Annotated in this window: 13 protein-coding genes; 12 read left to right on the top strand and 1 reads right to left on the bottom strand. The window is 70.1% G+C overall.

All coding sequences use genetic code 11. The annotated features are described in order from the left end of the window. The first annotated feature begins 13 nt into the window (after nucleotides 1-13). The 12 genes from folC to LMU33_RS35030 all read left to right on the top strand — a co-directional run bounded on the left by folC (nucleotide 14) and on the right by LMU33_RS35030 (nucleotide 17,216). Nucleotides 14-1,525, top strand: coding sequence for a bifunctional tetrahydrofolate synthase/dihydrofolate synthase (gene folC / locus LMU33_RS35085; RefSeq protein ID WP_228625082.1), 1,512 nt, complete (start codon nucleotides 14-16; stop codon nucleotides 1,523-1,525). Nucleotides 1,526-1,534: 9 nt separating this feature from the next. Continuing rightward, nucleotides 1,535-1,897 (top strand): DUF4233 domain-containing protein, encoded by a 363-nt coding sequence (locus tag LMU33_RS35080; protein ID WP_228625080.1) that lies wholly within the window; start codon nucleotides 1,535-1,537, stop codon nucleotides 1,895-1,897. A gap of 67 nt (nucleotides 1,898-1,964) precedes the next feature. Beyond that, on the top strand, nucleotides 1,965-2,378 hold the full coding sequence (gene ndk, locus LMU33_RS35075; RefSeq protein ID WP_228625078.1) for a nucleoside-diphosphate kinase: 414 nt from the start codon (nucleotides 1,965-1,967) through the stop codon (nucleotides 2,376-2,378). A gap of 323 nt (nucleotides 2,379-2,701) precedes the next feature. Next, a complete protein-coding gene (locus tag LMU33_RS35070) occupies nucleotides 2,702-3,721 on the top strand; it encodes a rod shape-determining protein (RefSeq protein WP_031158632.1) in 1,020 nt (339 codons plus the stop codon). 164 nt (nucleotides 3,722-3,885) lie between these two features. Beyond that, nucleotides 3,886-4,827 (top strand): rod shape-determining protein MreC, encoded by a 942-nt coding sequence (gene mreC / locus LMU33_RS35065; protein ID WP_228625076.1) that lies wholly within the window; start codon nucleotides 3,886-3,888, stop codon nucleotides 4,825-4,827. Between the two features lie 13 nt (nucleotides 4,828-4,840). Beyond that, on the top strand, nucleotides 4,841-5,518 hold the full coding sequence (gene mreD, locus LMU33_RS35060) for a rod shape-determining protein MreD (RefSeq protein WP_228625075.1): 678 nt from the start codon (nucleotides 4,841-4,843) through the stop codon (nucleotides 5,516-5,518). Between the two features lie 137 nt (nucleotides 5,519-5,655). Continuing rightward, nucleotides 5,656-7,914 (top strand): penicillin-binding protein 2, encoded by a 2,259-nt coding sequence (gene mrdA, locus LMU33_RS35055; protein WP_228625073.1) that lies wholly within the window; start codon nucleotides 5,656-5,658, stop codon nucleotides 7,912-7,914. Continuing rightward, nucleotides 7,911-9,107, top strand: coding sequence for a rod shape-determining protein RodA (rodA, locus tag LMU33_RS35050; RefSeq protein ID WP_228625071.1), 1,197 nt, complete (start codon nucleotides 7,911-7,913; stop codon nucleotides 9,105-9,107). Before mrdA ends, rodA begins: the two co-directional genes overlap by 4 nt. Nucleotides 9,108-9,229: 122 nt before the next feature. After that, nucleotides 9,230-10,729: a CYTH and CHAD domain-containing protein gene (locus LMU33_RS35045; protein WP_228625069.1), complete on the top strand. Its 1,500-nt coding sequence runs from the start codon at nucleotides 9,230-9,232 to the stop codon at nucleotides 10,727-10,729. A 70-nt stretch (nucleotides 10,730-10,799) separates the two neighbouring features. After that, complete coding sequence (locus tag LMU33_RS35040) at nucleotides 10,800-12,770, top strand: TIGR03960 family B12-binding radical SAM protein (protein ID WP_228625067.1); 1,971 nt, start codon at nucleotides 10,800-10,802, stop codon at nucleotides 12,768-12,770. Nucleotides 12,771-12,941: 171 nt separating this feature from the next. Then, entirely contained in the window at nucleotides 12,942-14,000 is a 1,059-nt protein-coding gene (locus LMU33_RS35035; RefSeq protein WP_228625065.1) for a zinc-dependent alcohol dehydrogenase family protein, read from the top strand. 204 nt (nucleotides 14,001-14,204) lie between these two features. Continuing rightward, nucleotides 14,205-17,216, top strand: coding sequence for a SpoIIE family protein phosphatase (locus tag LMU33_RS35030; protein ID WP_228625063.1), 3,012 nt, complete (start codon nucleotides 14,205-14,207; stop codon nucleotides 17,214-17,216). 22 nt (nucleotides 17,217-17,238) lie between these two features. Here LMU33_RS35030 and LMU33_RS35025 read toward each other — a convergent pair whose 3' ends face one another. Next, nucleotides 17,239-18,465: a PP2C family protein-serine/threonine phosphatase gene (locus LMU33_RS35025; RefSeq protein WP_228625061.1), complete on the bottom strand. Its 1,227-nt coding sequence runs from the start codon at nucleotides 18,463-18,465 to the stop codon at nucleotides 17,239-17,241. Between the last annotated feature and the right edge of the window lie 489 nt (nucleotides 18,466-18,954).

Raw genomic sequence — 18,954 nt, 5'->3', positions numbered from 1 at the left:
GTAGACTGGCACCGTGAGCGACCCGAACGGCACCGACCAGCCCGACCCCCTCGACAGCTTCGACGAGATCATCGAGGCCGAGACCACCCGCGACCCCGATCTCGCCGTGATCGAGGCGGGCAGCCGCACCCTGCGCACCCAGGGCGGGCAGGCGTACGCAGACGTACCCGCGCGGCCCGAGGACCCGGAGGTCGACAAGGCCCTGCGCGAGGTCGAGGCCGAGCTGGCCACCCGCTGGGGCGAGACCAAGCTGGAGCCCTCGGTCAGCCGCATCTCCGCGCTGATGGACGTGCTCGGCGAGCCGCAGCGCTCGTACCCCTCGATCCACATCACGGGCACCAACGGCAAGACCTCCACCGCCCGCATGATCGAGGCCCTGCTCGGCGCCTTCGAGCTGCGCACCGGCCGCTACACGAGCCCCCACGTGCAGTCGATCACCGAGCGGATCAGCCTGGACGGCGCCCCGATCTCCGCCGAGCGGTTCATCGAGACGTACCAGGACATCAAGCCGTACGTCGAGATGGTCGACTCCTCGCAGGAGTACCGGCTGTCCTTCTTCGAGGTCCTCACCGGCATGGCGTACGCCGCCTTCGCGGACGCCCCCGTGGACGTCGCCGTCGTCGAGGTCGGCATGGGCGGCTCCTGGGACGCCACCAACGTCATCGACGGTGACGTCGCCGTGATCACCCCGATCGACCTGGACCACACCGACCGCCTCGGCGAGACGCCCGCGGAGATCGCCGGCGAGAAGGGCGGGATCATCAAGCAGGACGCGACCGTGATCCTGGCCCAGCAGCCCGTCGACGCGGCGCAGGTGCTGCTGAAGAAGGCCGTCGAGGTGGACGCCACCGTGGCCCGCGAGGGCCTGGAGTTCGGGGTCGTCGCCCGGCAGGTCGCCGTCGGCGGGCAGCTGCTCACCCTGCGCGGCCTCGGCGGCGAGTACCCCGAGGTGTACCTCCCGCTGCACGGCGCCCACCAGGCGCACAACGCGGCCGTGGCCCTCGCGGCCGTCGAGGCGTTCTTCGGTGTCGGCGCGCAGCGCGCCGAGCCGCTGGACACCGACGCCGTCCGCAAGGCCTTCGCGGCCGTGTCCTCGCCGGGCCGCATGGAGGTCGTACGGCGCTCCCCGACCATCGTGCTGGACGCCGCGCACAACCCGGCGGGCGCGCGGGTGACCGCCGAGGCGGTGCAGGAGGCGTTCGATTTCAGCCGGCTGATCGGCGTGGTCGGCGCGAGCGGCGACAAGAACGTGCGGGGGCTGCTGGAGGCCTTCGAGCCGATCTTCGCCGAGGTCGTCGTCACGCAGAACTCCAGCCACCGGGCCATGGACGCGGACGAGCTGGCCGCGCTCGCCGTCGAGGTGTTCGGCGAGGAGCGGGTGCAGGTCGAACCGAGGCTGCCGGACGCCCTGGAGGCCGCGATCACGCTGGCCGAGGAGGAGGGCGAGTTCGCGGGCGGCGGTGTGCTCGTCACCGGTTCCGTCATCACCGTCGGCGAGGCCCGGCTGCTGCTGGGGAAGGGCTGAGAGTCGAAGATGCGTACGCTCTGTGCATCGACACTGATCGGCGAGTTCTTCGTCATCGGCTTCGCCGGGCTCGTCGCCATGAAGGACCCGAACCTGTCGGTCTCCACGGTGTGGCTGGTCAGCGGCATCGCCATGTTGCTGTGTGTGCTGCTGTGCGGCATGGTGACCCGGCCCGGCGGGGTGGCCCTCGGCTGGGCCCTGCAGCTCGCGCTGATCGTCTCCGGCGTCTTCGTCCCGACCATGTACTTCATGGGCGCGGTGTTCGCGGCGCTGTGGTGGGCGTCGGTGCATTTCGGCAGAAAGGTGGACGAGGCGAAGGCCAGATTCGCCGCCGAGGCGGAGTCCGGCCCGTCCACACCTGACGCTGCGTAACGGGTGTCCCGGCACGCCCTGTAACCTCGTCCCACCACCGCAGACGACCGCCAGAAGGAGTCCTCCCGTGAGCCAGCGCACCCTCGTCCTGCTCAAGCCCGACGCCGTCCGTCGCGGCCTGACCGGCGAGATCATCAGCCGCATCGAGCGCAAGGCCGGCTGGCAGATCACCGCGCTGGAGCTGCGCACCCTGGACCGTGCCACGCTGGAGCAGCACTACGCCGAGCACGTCGGCAAGCCGTTCTACGAGCCGCTGGTCGAGTTCATGTCCTCCGGCCCGGTCGTCGTGCTGATCGTCGAGGGCGAGCGGGTCATCGAGGGCGTGCGCGCGCTCGCCGGTCCGACCGACCCGATCGCGGCCGCGCCGGGCTCCATCCGCGGCGACTTCGGTGTGATCGTCCGCGAGAACCTGATCCACGCCTCCGACTCCGAGGAGTCCGCCGAGCGCGAGGTGAAGATCTTCTTCCCGGGCCGCGCCTGAGCCGCGTGGTCGGCCGCGAGCAGAGTTTTCATCAAATTTCCTGAGGGGGCGTCAGCTCGGTCCGGTGGCGCCTGACCAGGGACGGCCGTACATTTCCGGCCGTCCCTTGGCATATGCATTGCCGTTCGGGGGAACGCGTGCCTCCGTTGGACCGTCTCCACAAGCGGGGCGGGCCGCCATCTGGTGACAATGGCGGAGACCCTCGCGCAGTGTTCGTGCAGGCGCGTTTACGATGGAGGCCTTCACGTCACAGCACCCGCCTCGCCGACCTGATATGCCCTCAAAAGTTCGGGAAGGCCAGATGAATCCGGATGGGGAACTCAATGTCGTTCATCGGCCGTGACATGGCTGTCGACCTCGGGACCGCCAACACGCTGGTGTACGTCAGGGGTCGCGGGATCGTACTCAACGAGCCGTCCGTCGTCGCGATCAACACCAACACGGGTGGGATTCTTGCGGTCGGTGCCGAAGCGAAGAAGATGATCGGCCGGACGCCGGGCAACATCGTGGCCGTCCGCCCGCTGAAGGACGGCGTGATCGCCGACTTCGAGATCACCGAGCGGATGCTCCGCTACTTCATCCTGAAGATCCACAAGCGGCGGTATCTCGCCCGGCCGCGGGTCGTCGTCTGTGTGCCCTCGGGCATCACGGGCGTCGAGCGCCGCGCGGTGATCGAGGCGTCCTCCCAGGCGGGTGCGCGCCAGGTGCACATCATCGAGGAGCCCATGGCGGCCGCCATCGGCTCCGGCCTGCCGGTCCACGAGGCCACGGGCAACATGGTGGTGGACATCGGCGGCGGCACCACGGAGGTCGCGGTCATCTCGCTCGGCGGCATCGTCACCGCCCAGTCCATCCGGGTCGCGGGCGACGAGCTGGACAACGCGATCATCCAGTACATCAAGAAGGAGTACAGCCTTCTGCTGGGTGAGCGCACGGCCGAACAGATCAAGATCACGATCGGTTCGGCGTACGACCTCGACGCCGACGAGCACACCGAAGTCCGCGGCCGGGACCTGGTGTCCGGGCTGCCGAAGACCGTCGTCATCTCGGCCGCCGAGGTCCGCAAGGCGATCGAGGAGCCGGTCAACGCGATCGTCGACGCGGTCAAGACGACCCTCGACAAGTGCCCGCCGGAGCTGTCCGGCGACATCATGGACCGAGGAATCGTTCTGACCGGCGGCGGAGCCCTGTTGCGCGGGCTCGACGAGCGGCTGCGCCGGGAGACCGGCATGCCGATCCACATCGCCGAGGACCCGCTGGACAGCGTGGCGCTCGGTTCCGGCAAGTGCGTCGAGGAGTTCGAGGCACTGCAGCAGGTCCTGGACGCCCAGCCGCGCAGATGACGAAACTCTTCGATTCCGCCGTACGAGACGTTCTCCTCTCGTGCGGCGGATCGTTGATATAGAGGCATAAGCTCCCCCAAATGGGCCCCTCGGGTTTGCGTTTCGCGCATTGCACCGCAAAGGGGCTCCCGAATTCCTATTGAGGAAGGGCACGGCCGCCGCACGTGAGGGACACGAAAGAGAGTCGGCTGCTCCTGGTCCTGCTGATCGCCATCGCGTTCGCGCTGATCACGGTCGACATCCGCGGGGGCCGGAACTCCCCGGTCGACGGTGCCCGGCAGGCCGCGGCCGCGGTGTTCGGCCCCGTCGAGAACGGCCTTTCCTCGGCGGTGAACCCGGTCGGCAACGCCGTCTCCGCGATCCGGGACTCCGGCAACCGGCACGACCGGCTCGCCCTGCTGGAGAAGGAGAACGCGGCCCTCAAGGCGAAACTCGGCAGCGACGACCGCAACCGCAGCAGGCTGAACCAGCTCGACAGGATGCTGAAGATCGCTGGCGAGGGCCAGTACGGCATCAAGGGCGCCCAGGTCATCGCCATAGGAGCGGCCCAGGGCTTCTCCTGGACCATCACCATCGACGCCGGTGCCAACGACGGCATCAAGCGCGACATGACCGTCCTCAACGGCGACGGCCTGGTCGGCCGCGTCACCACCGTCGGCCCGGACACCTCCACTGTGCTGCTCGCCAACGACCCCGACTTCACCGTCGGCACCCGCATGGAGGGCAGCGACGAACTCGGCTTCGCCTCCGGGCAGGGCGACCGCCCGCTGCGCGTGGAACTGCTCAACGGCAAGGCGGAGGTGAAGAAGGGCGACCGGCTCGTCACCTTCGGCTCGGAGGCCGACCGGCCGTTCGTGCCCGGCGTGCCGGTCGGCGTGGTCTCCCGCGTCGACCCCTCCAACGGCGGCCTCACCCGCACGATCTACGTCACCCCGTACGTCGGCTTCACCAAGCTCGACATCGTCGGCGTGGTCGTCCAGGCCCCGAAGAAGGACCCGCGCGACGAGGTCCTGCCGACCAAACCCAAGCCCGTACCGACGCCGACGGTGACCGTCACGGTGACCCCCTCGGCCAACGCGAACAACACGACCGGCCAGCAGCAGTAGGAGCTGACTTTCCATGCGCCCCAACCGGATCCTGCTCTCCAGCGCGCTGGTCGTCGTGGCCCTGGTGATCCAGGTGAGCGTCCTGGCCCGCCTGCATCTGCCGGGCGCCGTCCCGGACCTGCTGCTGCTCACCGTCCTCGGCCTGGCCATGGTGTACGGCCATGTGGGCGGCGCCCTCGTCGGCTTCGGCGCCGGCCTGCTCGCCGACCTGGCCCCGCCCGCCGACCACGCGGCCGGCCGCTACGCCCTCGTGCTGTGCGTCACCGGCTACTTCGCCGGGCTCATCAGGCCGGAGAACGGCCGCCTGAAGTCGGCGACCGGCCCGATGGCCGTCGTGGTCGCCGCCGCCATCGGCTCCACGCTGCTGTACGCGGGCGTCGGCGCGCTCGTCGGCGACACCGCGGCCCGCCACGTCGGCCTGACCGGGCTGCTGTTCTCGGCGGCCCTGTACGACCTGCTGCTCGCCCCGTTCGTGGTCCCGGGCATCATGTGGCTGGCCCGCCGCGCGGACAACGATCCGCTGACCGAGTCAGGCCCCGCCGCCAAGGCCGGTGACATCTCCACCGGCTGGCTCTCCTCCGGCACCGGCCTGCGCATCGGCAGCCAGCGCGGCGGTTTCGGCGCGCTGAAGGCCAAGGCCCGCACCCGCTCCACGCGGGTCGGCCGGATCAAGGGGGTCAAGCGGCTGTGAGCGCGAGTCAGGCGGTCGAAGCACCCGCGGAGTTCACTCGAACGGGTCAGCTTTCGTGGAACGCGGGTTCACAGGCTGGTCGTTCATCATACGTACGCGATCTCGCACATGCGCACTGAGAGGGGGAGGCAACCGCAGTGACCAACATCCCCGAGACCGGTCGGACCCCACGGGTCCAGATCCGGCTCGTCGTGATCCAGATCCTCGTCCTCTCCCTGCTCGGCACGCTCGGCGGCCGGCTCTGGTACCTGCAGATCCGCGAGGGCGCCCAGTACCAGAAGGAGGCGTCCGGCAACCACGTCCAGCAGGTCGTCGACCCCGCCGTGCGCGGCGACATCCTGGACGCCCGCGGAGTGCCCCTCGCGGACAACGAGACCCGCCTGGTCGTCTCCGCCTCCCGCACCGACCTGCTCAAGCAGAAGGACGACGGCAAGGCGGTCCTCACCAAGCTGGCCGGCGTCCTCGGCGAGAAGCCCGCGGACGTCATCCAGAAGGTCCGGCTGTGCGACGCCAAGACCCCCAAACCGTGCTGGAACGGCTCGCCGTACCAGCCGATCCCGATCACCGACGAGGCCACGCCCAAGCAGGCCCTGCAGATCCGCGAGCGCGCCGAGGACTTCCCCGGCATCACCGCCGAGCCCGAGGCCGTGCGCCGCTACCCGGCCCCGGGCAACGCCAACACCGCCCAGGTCCTCGGCTATCTCTCGCCCGTCACCGACGCCGAGATCCAGAAGGCCAAGGACACCGACTCGCCCTATCTGCGCTCCGACATGGTCGGCCGCTCCGGCCTGGAGCGGGAGTACGACAAGGAACTGCGCGGCAAGGCCGGCGTCACCCGGTACGAGGTGGACAACCTCGGCCGGGTCATCGGCAAGGCCAAGTCGGACTCCGCCGAGCCCGGCTCGAACCTGGTCACCAGCATCGACTCCCGGGTCCAGCGCGTCGCGGAGTACGAACTGGACAAGGCGATGAAGGCCGCCCGCCAGCAGTTCGACAAGAACACCGGCGAGAACTTCAAGGCCGACTCCGGCGCCGTCATCGTCATGGAGGCCAAGACCGGCCGGATCGTCGCGATGGCCTCGGCCCCGACCTACGACCCGAACGTCTGGGTGGGCGGCATCTCCGCCAAGGACTACAAGGCCCTCACCGGCAAGGACTCCGACTACCCTCTGCTCAACCGGGCCATCCAGGGTCAGGCGGCCCCCGGTTCGACGTTCAAGGTGGTCTCCACGGCCGCCGCGGTCCAGGCCGGCTACGCCTGGGACGGCGGCTACCCCTGCACCAGCTCCTACTCGGTCGGCGGCCAGGTCTTCAAGAACTTCGAGGGCGAGAACTTCGGCGACATCTCCCTGGGCCGCGCCCTGGAGGTCTCCTGCGACACCGTCTTCTACGGCCTCGGCGACAACGAGTGGAAGAAGGACGGCGGTATCAACCCCAAGAAGGGCCAGCCCAAGGACTGGTTCTTCAAGACGGCCCACCAGTTCGGCCTCGGCAAGGAGACCGGCATCGACCTGCCCAACGAGGTCACCGGCCGCGTCCCCGACCGCCAGTGGAAGCTCGACTACTGGAAGGCCAACAAGGACGCCTGGTGCAAGTCCGGCAAGAAGGACGGCTCCTACGTCGAGAAGATCGCCTACGAGAACTGCCTCGAAGGCAACAAGATGCGCGAGGGCGACGAGATCAACTACTCCATCGGCCAGGGCGACACCCTCGTCACGCCGATCCAGGAGGCCATGATCTACGGCGCCGTAGCCAACGGCGGCACCGAGTACGCCCCGACCATCGGCAAGGCGGTCATCAGCGCCGACGGCAAGAGCGTCCAGGAGATCAAGCCCAAGGTGCAGCGCAAGCTGCCGGTCAGCCAGGCCACCCTCAAGGGCATGGACGACGCCTTCGCGGGCGTCATCACCCGCGGTACGGCCGCGTGGAAGTTCAACGGCTGGCCGCAGGACAAGATCCCGCTGCACGGCAAGACCGGTACCGCCGAGGTCTACGGCAAGCAGACCACCGGCTGGCTGGCCACGTACTCCAAGGACTACTCGGTGATCATGACGATCTCCCAGGCCGGTACGGGTTCCGGTTCCTCCGGTGAGGCCGTGCGCAACATCTACAGCGCGCTGTACGGCGTCCAGGGCGACGGTTCCATCGACAACAAGAAGGCGCTGCTGCCCCAGCCGCAGAAGGGCCTGCCGAAGGTCCGCACCGACGGCACGATCGACGCCCCGAAGATCAACGGTGACCCGGCGAAGGACGCCGAGGCCTCCCAGCAGAACAACCCCAGCAACGGCAGCGACCAGCAACCCGCCACCTCGCCCTCGCCCACCACGGGCAACCGCAACACCCGCAGGCGACCACGCAGGACCCCCGGGCGGGGAAGCCGGAGGATGCCCTCATGACCGGCGCGAACGGCTTCTCCGTCTCCGGATACGGCCCCGAGCGGGCCGGCTGGACCAGGATCTTCGCCCGTGACTCGCTGGCCCGCAGGCTCGACTGGCCGATACTGCTGGCCGCCGTGGCGCTGTCCCTGATCGGGTCCGCGCTGGTGTTCTCGGCGACCCGCAACCGCACCGAGATCAACCAGGGCGACCCGTACTTCTTCCTGGAACGCCACCTGATGAACCTCGGCATCGGGTTCGCCCTGATGCTCGCCACGCTCTGGCTGGGCCACCGCGCCCTGCGCAACGCGGTGCCGATCCTCTACGGCCTGTCGGTGCTGCTGGCCCTGGTGGTCCTCACCCCGCTCGGCGCCACCATCAACGGCCAGCGCAACTGGCTCGTCATCGGCGGCTTCTCGCTCCAGCCCGCCGAGTTCCTCAAGGTGACGATCATCCTGGGCATGGCGATGATGCTCGCGACCCGGGTGGACGCGGGCGACAAGCCCTACCCGGACCACCGGACGGTGGCGCAGTCCCTGGGCCTCGCGGCCGTACCGTGCCTGATCCTGCTGCTCATGCCGGACCTCGGCTCGGTGCTCGCCATGGTGGCCATCATCCTGGGCGTGCTGCTCGCCTCCGGCGCCTCCAACCGCTGGGTCTTCGGCCTGCTCACCATGGGCGTGATCGGCTGCATCGCCATCTGGCAGCTGCACATCCTGGACCAGTACCAGATCAACCGCTTCGCCGCGTTCGCCAACCCGAGCCTGGACCCGGCGGGCGTCGGCTACAACACCAACCAGGCCCGTATCGCCATCGGCTCCGGCGGCCTGACCGGCGCCGGGCTCTTCCACGGCTCGCAGACCACCGGCCAGTTCGTGCCCGAGCAGCAGACGGACTTCGTCTTCACGGTCGCGGGGGAGGAACTGGGCTTCGTCGGCGCCGGCTTCATCATCTTCCTGCTCGGCGTGGTGCTGTGGCGGGCCTGCCGCATCGCCCGCGACTCCACCGAGCTGTACGGGACGATCGTGGCCGCCGGGATCGTCGCCTGGTTCGCCTTCCAGGCCTTCGAGAACATCGGCATGACCCTCGGCATCATGCCGGTCACCGGCCTGCCGCTGCCGTTCGTGTCGTACGGCGGCTCGTCGATGTTCGCGGTCTGGGTGGCCGTGGGTCTGCTGCAGTCGATCAAGGTCCAGAAACCCATGTCGGCGTAGGCCCCCGGCGGTCGGCGGGGGCGGCGCGGCGCACCGTTCACCGGGTGGATGACGGGAGTTTTCCGGCCATTCACCCGGCACCGCCCCTGCCGTACCACCTCGCGGACAACTAGATTCGATCCATGGCGGATGCGAAACGCGAGATCGAGCGCAAGTACGAGTCCGACGACAGCGGGCTGCCCGACCTGACCGGCGTCGGCGCAGTGGCGGCCGTCCTGGACAAGGGCCTGACGGAGCTCGACGCCATCTACTACGACACCGCCGACGAGCGCCTGGCCGCCGCCGCCCTCACCCTGCGCCGCCGCACCGGAGGCTCGGACGCCGGCTGGCATCTGAAGTTCCCGGTCGAACCGGGCGTGCGGGACGAGATCCGGGCCCCGCTCTCCGACACCGTCCCGGAGGAGATCGCCGCCCTGGTCCGTTCCCGGATCCGGGACGCCGAGCTGGTCCCGCTGGTCCGGCTGCGCTCCGCCCGGGACGTGCGCCACCTGGTCGACGCCGACGGCACCCTGCTGGCCGAGGCGAGCGTCGACGCCGTGACCGCCGAACGGATCGGGGAGACGGGCAGGACCGCCCAGTGGACCGAGATCGAGGTGGAACTGGCCGACGACGGCGACCCCGCCTTCCTGGACCTGGTGGACAAACGGCTGCGCCGGGCGGGCATGCGCCCCTCGAAATCACCGTCGAAGCTCGCCCGGGCCCTGAAACAGACAGGGGGACGGCGCCGTGCAAAGGGCAGGCCCGCACCGCCGGTGACGGCAGGCGACCACGTGCTGGCCTATCTGCGCGCCCAGCGGGACGTACTGGTCGAGCTCGACCCCGCCGTCCGCCGGGACGTGCCCGACTCCGTGCACCGTATGCGGGTCGCCACCCGCCGCGCCCGCAGCACCCTGCGCAGCTTCCGCTCCGTCCTCGACCGCACCGCCACCGACCCCGTCGCGGTCGAGCTGAAGTGGCTCGCGGGCGAGCTGGGCGTGGACCGCGACCAGGAAGTGATGGCCGAACGTCTGACGGCCGCCCTGGACGCCCTCCCGCCCGACCTCGTCGTCGGCCCGGTCCCCGAACGCCTCGCCTCCTGGGCCGAGGCCCGCGGCGGCGGTGCACAGGCCCACCTGACCGGCGTGCTGGACTCCCGCCGCTATCTGACCCTGCTGGACACCCTGGACGCGCTCCTCGCCGACCCGCCGCTGCGCAAGGCCGCCGGGAAGAAGCCCGAAAAGGTGCTCACCAAGGCCCTGGACAAGGACCTGGCGACCCTGTCCGCCCTGGTCGAGCGGGCGATCGGCGTCCCGCGCGGCGCGGAACGCGACGTCGCCGTGCACGAGGCCCGCAAGAAGGCCAAGCGCACCCGCTACGCGGCCGAGGCGGCCACACCGGCCCTCGGGAAACCGGCCGGCTCCCTCACCAAGGCCATGAAGTCCCTGACCACCCTCCTCGGCGACCACCAGGACAGCGTCATGACCCGCCTGACCCTGCGCGAGCTGTCCGCGGTGGCCCACGCGGCGGGGGAGAGCACCTTCACATACGGGGTGCTGTACGGGCGCGAGGAGGCCCGGGCGGCACGGACGGAGGCGGAGCTGCCGGAGATGTGGAAGGAGATCAGGGCCGGGGCGACCGGCTGAGCGTGCGGGGGAGGGCCTCGGCCGGGTTACGCTTGATGGTCACCCCTGTCAGCTCACGAAGGTTCGCGAGATGCCTGCCGAAGCCGCCGAGTCGGTGTTCCCGCAGCTCGAAGCACTGCTCCCGCATGTGCAGAAGCCCATCCAGTACGTCGGCGGAGAGCTCAACTCCACCGTCAAGAACTGGGACGAGTGCGACGTCCGCTGGGCGCTCATGTACCCGGACGCGTACGAGGTCGGCCTGCCCAACCAGGGCGTCCAGATCCTCTACGAGGTCCTCAACGAGCGGGAGGGCGTTCTCGCCGAGCGCACCTACAGCGTGTGGCCGGACCTGGAGGCGCTGATGCGTGAGCACGGCGTCCCGCAGTTCACGGTGGACACCCACCGCCCGGTGAAGGCCTTCGACGTGTTCGGCCTCAGCTTCTCCACGGAGCTGGGCTACACCAACATGCTCGCCGCCCTGGACCTCGCCGGAATCCCCCTGGAGTCCAAGGACCGCACGGACGACGACCCGATCGTCCTGGCCGGCGGCCACGCCGCCTTCAACCCCGAGCCGATCGCCGACTTCATCGACGCGGCGGTCATCGGCGACGGCGAGCAGGCCGTGCTCGACATGACCCGGATCATCCGCGAGTGGAAGGCCGAGGGCCGCCCCGGAGGCCGCGAGGAGGTCCTGTTCCGCCTGGCGAAGACGGGCGGGGTGTACGTCCCGGCGTTCTACGACGTCGAGTACCTGCCGGACGGCCGTATCGCGCGCGTGGTCCCGAACAAGAGCGGTGTCCCCTGGCGCGTGTCCAAGCACACGGTCATGGACCTCGACGAGTGGCCGTACCCCAAGCAGCCCCTCGTGCCCCTGGCCGAGACGGTCCACGAGCGCATGTCGGTGGAGATCTTCCGCGGCTGCACCCGCGGCTGCCGCTTCTGCCAGGCCGGCATGATCACCCGCCCGGTCCGCGAGCGCTCGATCACGGGCATCGGCGAAATGGTCGACAAGGGCCTGAAGGCAACGGGCTTCGAGGAGGTGGGCCTGCTCTCCCTCTCCTCCGCGGACCACTCGGAGATCGGCGACATCGCCAAGGGCCTGGCGGACCGCTACGAGGACGACAAGATCGGCCTCTCGCTCCCCTCCACCCGCGTCGACGCCTTCAACATCGACCTGGCGAACGAGCTGACCCGCAACGGCCGCAGGTCGGGCCTCACCTTCGCCCCGGAGGGCGGCTCGGAGCGCATCCGCAGGGTCATCAACAAGATGGTCTCGGAGGACGACCTGATCCGTACCGTGGCCACGGCCTACGGCAACGGCTGGCGCCAGGTGAAGCTGTACTTCATGTGCGGCCTTCCGACGGAGACCGACGACGACGTCCTGCAGATCGCCGACATGGCGATGCACGTCATCCAGAAGGGCCGCGAGGTCTCGGGCTCGAACGACATCCGCTGCACGGTCTCGATCGGCGGTTTCGTCCCCAAGCCGCACACCCCCTTCCAGTGGGCCCCGCAGCTGTCCGCCGAGGAGACGGACGCGCGCCTGGAGAAGCTCCGCGACAAGATCCGCGGCGACAAGAAGTACGGCCGCTCCATCGGCTTCCGCTACCACGACGGCAAGCCGGGCATCGTCGAGGGCCTCCTCTCCCGCGGCGACCGCCGCATCGGCGCGGTCATCCGCGCGGTGTACGACGACGGCGGCCGCTTCGACGGCTGGCGCGAGCACTTCTCCTACGACCGCTGGATGGCCTGCGCCGACAAGGCGCTCGCGCCCTACGGCGTCGACGTCGACTGGTACACCACCCGTGAGCGCACCTACGAGGAGGTTCTCCCCTGGGACCACCTCGACTCCGGCCTGGACAAGGACTGGCTCTGGGAGGACTGGCAGGACGCCCTCGACGAGACGGAGGTCGAGGACTGCCGCTGGACCCCGTGCTTCGACTGCGGCGTCTGCCCGCAGATGGACACGGCCATCCAGATCGGCCCGACGGGGAAGAAGCTGCTGCCGCTGACGGTCAAGAACGCGGGTCCGACACCGGCTTCGAGTGGTCACGCGCACTGAGGTGGGCGAGGCGCCCGTCCGGGGGCGGGCGGGCGTAGCGTGAAATGACAGCCTGACGCCGATGACAGCCTGGGCGCCGACGACGAGGTCGGCACCAGCATCGCTTTTGTCCGGAGCGCCCGCCGAGTTTCGCGGGCGCTGAGAGACGAAAGGCCGGTCATGCCTCAATCCATGCGCGCGCTCGTAGCCGTGAGGGCCGGTGAGCCCACCGATGTCCTGCGGCTGGAATCCCGGCCTGTTCCCACGCCGAAAGCCGGTCAGGCGCTGATCCGTGTGAAGGCGACTCCGATTCACGCCAGTGATCTGCATGTGCTGCGGGGCCGCTACGGTTTCTCCCCCGGGTTTCCCGCTGTCGGGGGCCACATGGAATGCGTGGGCCGTATTGCGGCCCTGGGCCCGGACACCGGGGGACCGAAGGTCGGCGAGCGCGTGGTGGCCGCTACGGTCCCGGCGGTACCCGGGCCCCCCGTGGCCGGCACCTGGCAGGAATACCTCGTTGCCGACACGCGAAGGCTGCTGCCGGTCCCCGGCCGGCTGAGCGACTCCAGAGCCTGTCAACTCGCCGTCAATCCGTTGACCGCGCTGCTCCTCGTGACGCGCGAACTCGACGTACAGCCGGGCGAATGGCTGTTGCAGACGGCCGCGGGCTCCACGGTCGGCCGGCTCGTCATTCAGCTGTCCCGGCATCTGGGTGTTCGCACGATCAATGTCGTGCGGCGACGCGATGCCGTAGAGGAGATCAAAGCGCTCGGTGGCGACGAGGTCATTTGCACCGAGGACGAGGACCTGCTGCAGCGGGTGGCTGACATAGCGGGGCCGGCCGGCGTGCGCAAGGCCGTGGACTGTGTCGCGGGCCCCGTGGGCGCCCAGGTGTCCCAGGCACTGGCTCCGGGAGGGGAGCTCGTGGTCTACGGCGCGCTCTCGACGCATCGGCAGACCGACCCTGCGGCGCTGACGATTCCGCTGCAGGCACGCTCGGTCATCTACGAGACGAAGGCAGTCCGAGGCTTCTGGCTGAACCGCTGGTTCGGCACGGTCTCACCCGAGGACGCGCTGCGCGCGCTGTCCCAGGTTCGCGGTCTCGTCGCCGATGAGGTGCTGAGCATCCCCCGGGGCCGGCCGTTCCCGCTCGAACGCTTCGCTGAAGCCGTCTCGCTCGCCGAAGCACCCGCACACGGCACCAAACCGCTCTTCGTCTTCGAAGAAAGCCCCAATGGTGACGAACGGTGAGCCGATCGCATTTTCGGTTAATCGATGCGAGCGGTTCCCCTGAGTGGGGGAAATCGCTTAAGTTGTCCCGACTGGGATGGATTTTCCGGATGGAGATCGCTGCAGGTGCGCATCCGAAACCCAGGTGGCTCAGCGGGCGAGCGGAGGTGACCGTCGGCAGTGGTGAATTCCAGAGGTGGCGATGCGCACAACACCGACCCCTCCATGCCAGGCTCCTCCCATCCGCTGCGCCGGCCGCAGGGCTCGGGGACCGTACAGGCCGTACGGCCCTCGGAGCGGCCCCTCATGCGGATGCGGCTGCTCGACGCCGTGGACGAGGACCGGCGCGATGCCGAGGTGCTGCTGACCGCGCTCCAGCAGGCGGTGGCCGAGGTGCACGGCCTGGGCGGCATGGTTCATCTCCCGGGCGGCGGAATGAGCGGCATCCTCTACCTGGTCGCCGACAGCGGCCTGCCGGAGTCGATGATCCGGCCCTGGCTGATCATCCCGGCACGCGGCACGGCGCCGCCCAGCAGGGCCGCCCGCGAGGACACCCTCACCTGGCAGCCCGACCTGGCCCCGCCCGACCCGGTGCCGGGCCGGGACCCCGCCGCCCTGTGGCCTTCCCGGGTCCCCGCCGGCATCGCTCACCTGGCCGTCCCCATTCCGGGCGGTCGGCGACGGGGCGCGCTCTCGGTCCTCTTCGCCCCGGGCGACGAGCCCGGCGCGGCGGAGTGCGCCTTTCTGCACGAGGTGGCGGCATGGATGTCCGAGAGACTCAGGTCGTCCGGGATCCTCACCCCGTCCCCCACCCTGCTGCGCGCCCTGGAGAACGGGGCGGGACCGCGGGAGACGCCCCCGTGGGACGCCGACCGGGAGGCACCCCCGTGGGACACGGAAGGGGTGCCGTCCATCACGTACACCTGGGACCTGCGTACCGGTGAGCTGACCTCCGACCGGCCCGTCGAGGAGGTGCTGGCCGGCATCGATCCGGAGGTGATGGCCGGCGGCATCGAGGCGTGGGCAGAACTGATCCACCCGGACGACCTGCCGGGGGCGGTCAGCGGCTTCGACATGGGCATCCAGCTGCGCGGCGGCTTCCAGGACGAGTACCGGGTCCGGCGCCAGGACGGCACGTACCTCTGGATCGAGGCCCGCGCCCGGACGATCACGGACGAGGGAGGGACGCCGGTGAAGGTGATCGGCACCCTCCGGGACAGCAGCGAGACGCACACCGCCGCCGAGTCGGTGGGACGGGCGCTGCGGCACATGAGCGACGGCTTCGTCTCCCTGGACACGGACTGGCGCATCGGATTCCTCAATCAGGCCGCCGAGCGGCTCTTCGGCGCCGCGGGGGACGTGGCCGGAGCCCTGCTCTGGGACATTCCCGCGCTGCATGCCGTGCCGGGGCTGGAACAACGGTTCCGGGCCACGGCGGCCGAGGGCCAACCGGCCGGATTCGACGTACCGGGGCCGGACGGGACGTCGTGGTACCACCTGCGGCTGGTACCGGTGCCGCAAGGCCTGACGCTCTACATCACCGACACCACCGAGCGGCATCTGCGGGAGGCCGAGCGGGCCGCCGCGGAGCGGGCGGCAGCGGAGCGGGCGGCCCTGGTGCAGCGGATCACGCGGGAGCTGGCCGAGGCCGTCACGGCCCAGGATGTGATGGCGGCGGTGGCCGACGGCGTGATGACACCCCTCGGGGCCACCGGACTCGTCATGCTCGGCGTGGCCGGCGACCGGCTGACCGTGGTCGGCTCCCGGGGATATTCGGAGCGCTTCACCCGACGGCTGGACGGGCAGTGGACGGTGCGGGACGCCACCAGCCCGCTGGGGGACGCCCTGCGCACCCGCACCACGCTCTTCATCTCCTCCCCGGAGGAGTTCCTGAAGCGATACCCGAGGACCGAGACCCTGATCCGGGAGGGCGGCAAGCAGGCGTGGGCCTTTCTGCCGCTGGCGGTGTCGGGGCGCGAGATCGGCGCGGCGGTGATCTCCTTCGGCCGACCGCGGGTGCTGGACGATGACGAACGAACGCTGCTGACCGCGCTCAGCGGACTGATCGCGCAGGCCCTGGAGCGGGCCGGGCTCTACGACGAGGCGACGACCCGGGCCCGTACCCTCCAGCGCAGCCTGCTGCCGCGGGCACTGCCCGAGCTGCCCGAGGTGACGACGGCGGCGCGCTACCAGCCGGCCAAACAGGGAGCCGACGTCGGCGGCGACTGGTACGACGTGATCCCGCTGTCCGCGGCCCGGGTGGCGCTCGTGATCGGCGACGTCATGGGCCACGGCATGGCCGAGGCCGCCACGATGGGTGGCCTCCGCACGGCCGTGCGCACCCTCTCGGAGCTGGAGCTGTCACCCGACGAAATCCTCGGACACCTCAACGACATCGTCGGCGACCTGGGCACCGACGCCTTCGCGACCTGCCTGTACGCCATCTACGACCCGGTGACCCGGCGTCTGTCGTACGCCAGCGCCGGTCATCCGCCCCCGGCGGTGGCCCACCCCGACGGCACCGTCACCTTCCTGCCCATGACCCCGGACCCGCCGCTGGGGGTGGCCGCTCCGCCCTTCGAAACCCTCGAGACCCTGCTGCCCGCCGACAGCCTGCTCGCCCTCTACAGCGACGGCCTGGTCGAGAGCAAGGACAGGGACGTCGCCACCGGCATGAGCCGCCTCGCCGAGCTCCTCTCCCAGTCCGTGAACGCCATGCCGGCCTCACCGGGGGACGCGTCCGGCCTGGACGCCCTCTGCGTCACCCTGACCTCCGCTCTCCTGCCCGCCCACGGCGCGCTGGTGGACGACGCCGCCCTGCTGCTGGCCCGCACCCACCCGCTGGGCGCGGAGAATGTCGCGGAGTGGCCGTTGCCGGAGGACCCGATGGCGGCAGGCCAGGCCCGTGAGCTGGTCCGCGCCCAGCTCACCGACTGGGACCTGGCCGACGAGGACCTGATCATGACCACCGAACTCCTGGTCAGCGAGCTGGTCGGGAACGTCGTCCGGCACGCCTGCGGCCCCATCCGGCTGCGCATGCTCCGCAGCCACGCACTGATCTGCGAGGTCTCCGACGCCAGCCTGACCACGCCGCACATCCGCCACACCTCCGCCACCGACGAGGGCGGCCGAGGCCTGCAGCTCATCTCCGCACTCTGCCGGCGCTGGGGCACCCGACACACCCGCACCGGCAAGTCCATCTGGACCGAACAGCCTCTCCCCACGGCCTCAGCCTGACTGTGGTGGGGGCGCCCGGACTTCAGTCGAGGACCGCGAGGTGGTCGGCGGTGCCCCCGTGCCACTCGATCATGAAAAGGGTGGCGTCGTCGGTGGTGCGCCCGTCCCGTTCGCTCTTCAGCGTGTGGGAGAGCCGGCGCAGATCCGCCCGCACACTCTCCGACGGCCCTTCCCCCAGGGCGTTGACGCAGCGGATGAGGCGTTCCTCGCCGAACGCCTCCCCGCCGGCGAGACGCTCCTCGATGATGCCGTCGGTGTAGCAGAGCACCCGGTCGCCTCGCTGGAGCACGTGCTCCTTGACGCGGGGCATCTCGCCGCCGAAGCCGACGGGCAGCGTCGTGGCGGTCTCCAGCTGCCGCACGACCCGGCCGTCGCGGATCAGCAGCGGCGCGGGGTGGCCCGCGTTGACCAGTTCCATCTCACCGGTGGTGATGTTCAGGTGCATCAGCTGCGCCGTGACGAAGTGGTCGGGCCCGAACTGCCGGGAAACGGCATCGTCCATGAACGCGTACTTTTCGTCCAGGCTGATGAACACGCGCCGGGCATGCCGGTAGGCGCCGATGGCCACGGTCGCCATCGTCGCGGCGTCCAGGCCGTGGCCCATCGCGTCGATGACGGCCATGTGCAGGATGTTGTCGTTGAGGGCGTAGTCGAAGCTGTCGCCGGCGACGCGGTAGGCGGGCTCCAGGGCTCCTGCCACCTCTACCTGGGGAAAGGACATCGTCAGCGGCGGCAGCAGGCTCCACTGGATCTCCGCGGACACGCTCATCGGCTCCCGGCGCCGGGCCTGGAAGAACTGGTCGGTATAGGCGTTCTTGGTGACCAGCATGTCGGCGACCAGGCCGGCGAGCCTGTACAGCAGGCGCCGGTCGTCGTCGCCGACTGCGTCCAGGGTGAGGGCCATCACGCCCACCTGGTCACTGCCGTCCAGCAGTGGCAGATACATCCGGACGCCGACGGGGCCCTGCGGTACCTCGACCACGTCCCCGCGCAGGAACGCCCGCCCGGCGGGGGAGTCCTCTACCGGCTCTGGCTGGCCCACGTGCAGTTTCCTGCCCGGCAGCGGCACCAGCAACTCCTGCGCGTAGTCCTGGAGCAGGATGGAGACGTCACGACCGCCGATCCTGGCCACCCCCTCCGCGATCAGCGGGGCGATCATCTGGGGCGGCAGCAGCCGCGCTCTGTCCAGCAGCAGGCCGAGCAGCCGCTCGCCGAAGCCCTCCGATCGGTCAATGCGCTCCGTGCCCATGGCCCGATGTGTCACCCGCTTTCCGCGTCCTCGCTGCTCACCGCCTCCGCACAACGTGACCTGGGAAGCCGCCCGAGCGGTTCATTACGCCATGCGCGGCATGTCGGCCGCGTGCCTCCGGCAGTTGGACGCCTCGTTACCCGACGGGGGCGCTTGCCGCGCCCCCGTATTCTCGGAGCATGGTCGGGGCACAGGCGCAGAGGGCCGAGCGGGGGCCGGGGCGGCCGCGGCAGGAGCGGGTCACGGACGACACCCTTGAGGCGGTGATCGAGCTGGTGACCGAGCAGGGCGTGACCCGGAGCCGACACCAACCCCCTGCTGGGAAAGCCGCTGATCCACTTCGGCCGGCGTGTGCTCGAGCGGACCGCGCCCGGTACGGCGCCGGCTGAGTACAGGCTGCTGCGGATCGCGCCGATGACTCCGCACATCGGTGCGGAGATCGAAGGTGTGGACCTGTCCCGGCCGATCGGCGAGGAACTCGCCGGGGAA

The organism is Streptomyces barringtoniae, from assembly GCF_020819595.1.
GTDB lineage: Bacteria > Actinomycetota > Actinomycetes > Streptomycetales > Streptomycetaceae > Streptomyces > Streptomyces barringtoniae.
The sequence above is the reverse complement of the archived record's forward strand: the minus strand, read 5'-3'. Positions and strand labels throughout refer to the sequence as shown.

Coding starts and splice junctions, on each gene's coding strand:
- mreD (WP_228625075.1), top strand. CDS start 4,841: ATGCGCCCCAACCGGATCCTGCTCTCCAGCGCGCTGGTCGTCGTGGCC.
- LMU33_RS35040 (WP_228625067.1), top strand. CDS start 10,800: ATGCCTGCCGAAGCCGCCGAGTCGGTGTTCCCGCAGCTCGAAGCACTG.
- LMU33_RS35030 (WP_228625063.1), top strand. CDS start 14,205: ATGCCAGGCTCCTCCCATCCGCTGCGCCGGCCGCAGGGCTCGGGGACC.
- LMU33_RS35025 (WP_228625061.1), bottom strand. CDS start 18,465: ATGGGCACGGAGCGCATTGACCGATCGGAGGGCTTCGGCGAGCGGCTG.
- LMU33_RS35080 (WP_228625080.1), top strand. CDS start 1,535: ATGCGTACGCTCTGTGCATCGACACTGATCGGCGAGTTCTTCGTCATC.
- LMU33_RS35070 (WP_031158632.1), top strand. CDS start 2,702: ATGTCGTTCATCGGCCGTGACATGGCTGTCGACCTCGGGACCGCCAAC.
- rodA (WP_228625071.1), top strand. CDS start 7,911: ATGACCGGCGCGAACGGCTTCTCCGTCTCCGGATACGGCCCCGAGCGG.
- LMU33_RS35035 (WP_228625065.1), top strand. CDS start 12,942: ATGCGCGCGCTCGTAGCCGTGAGGGCCGGTGAGCCCACCGATGTCCTG.
- LMU33_RS35045 (WP_228625069.1), top strand. CDS start 9,230: ATGGCGGATGCGAAACGCGAGATCGAGCGCAAGTACGAGTCCGACGAC.